The organism is Streptomyces sp. BR123 (assembly GCF_013401435.1).
Lineage (GTDB): Bacteria > Actinomycetota > Actinomycetes > Streptomycetales > Streptomycetaceae > Streptomyces.
On the sequence record NZ_JACBGN010000621.1, the window covers coordinates 1 to 1,089 of the forward strand.

1 protein-coding gene is annotated in these 1,089 nt (G+C 75.2%); it reads right to left on the minus strand.

Going from position 1 to position 1,089, the window contains the following annotated elements; genetic code table 11:
• Positions 1–1,089: AAA family ATPase (locus HYE82_RS36705; RefSeq protein WP_179178550.1), on the minus strand; the 1,089-nt coding region annotated here is incomplete at both ends.

Consider the following 1,089-nt stretch of genomic DNA (forward strand, 5'->3'; position numbering starts at 1 on the left):
GGCCTGCGGGGTGGCGGGGGCGGCGAGGAGTCCGAGTTCGGCGGCTGCCGTCCACAGGGCCTGTTTGACCGTCGAGCGGTTGTCGAGGTCCTGGACGCGGCCCGCGTCGACCACTGCCTGGAGCTCCTTGAACGCCGCCGGCACGGGGGTGCGCACCACCCGCGTCTTGGTGATCTTCTCGATCAGGGCCGGCTGGATCTCGGCGTGCTTGCTCCAGCGGTTCACCAGCACCGCCGTGTCCTCGGCCTTGCGGACCTGGAGCCGCTCCCACATGCGGATCATCCGCTTGGCGGCCCGTACGCAGACCACGTCCGGGGTGGTGACCAGGACCGCCGTGTCGGCGCCTTCCACCGCGGCGGCGTTGGCGCCGGTCACGTTGGTGCCGCAGTCGATGACGACGAGCTCGTACCGGCTGCGCAGGGCGGTGACGACCTGCCGGGCGGCGCGGTCGTCGACCTCCTCGCCGCGTTCGCCGTCGGCCGGGGCGAGGAGGAGGGCGAGGCCGGTGCGGTCGTCGTAGACGGCGTCCTGCAGCACCCGCGGGGAGATGTCCTGGATCCCGGCGAGGTCGGAGATGGAGCGCCGGAACTGCACGTCGAGGTAGGAGCCGACGTCCCCGGCCTGGAGGTCCATGTCGACGAGCGCGGTGCGCCGCCCGGCCGCGGCCGCGGCCAGCGCGAACTGCACCGCCGCGAAGGTGGTGCCGACCCCGCCCTTGGCTCCGGCGACGGTGACCACCCGCCCGCCGGGCCCGGCCGGCGCGTCGGCGGGCCGGCCGAGGTGGCGGCGCACGCCGGCGGCCCACTGGGCGGCGGCCTGGACGCGGGCGGCGAGTTCCTCGTACGAGGGCGGCAGCCCGATCAGGCCGCGGGCGCCGGAGTCCATGGCGGCGGAGAAGTGCGCGGGCCCGGTGTCCGAGGAGAGGAGGACGACCCCCACCGCCGGGAAGCGGAGGGCGACCTCGCGGATGAGGTCGAGCGCGGGGACGGGGCCGATCCGCTCGTGGACGAGGACGACCTCGGGCAGTTCGTCGACGGATTCGGCGGCCAGCCGGCCCAGGGTGTCGAGGAGGGAGGCGGAGTCGGGGAC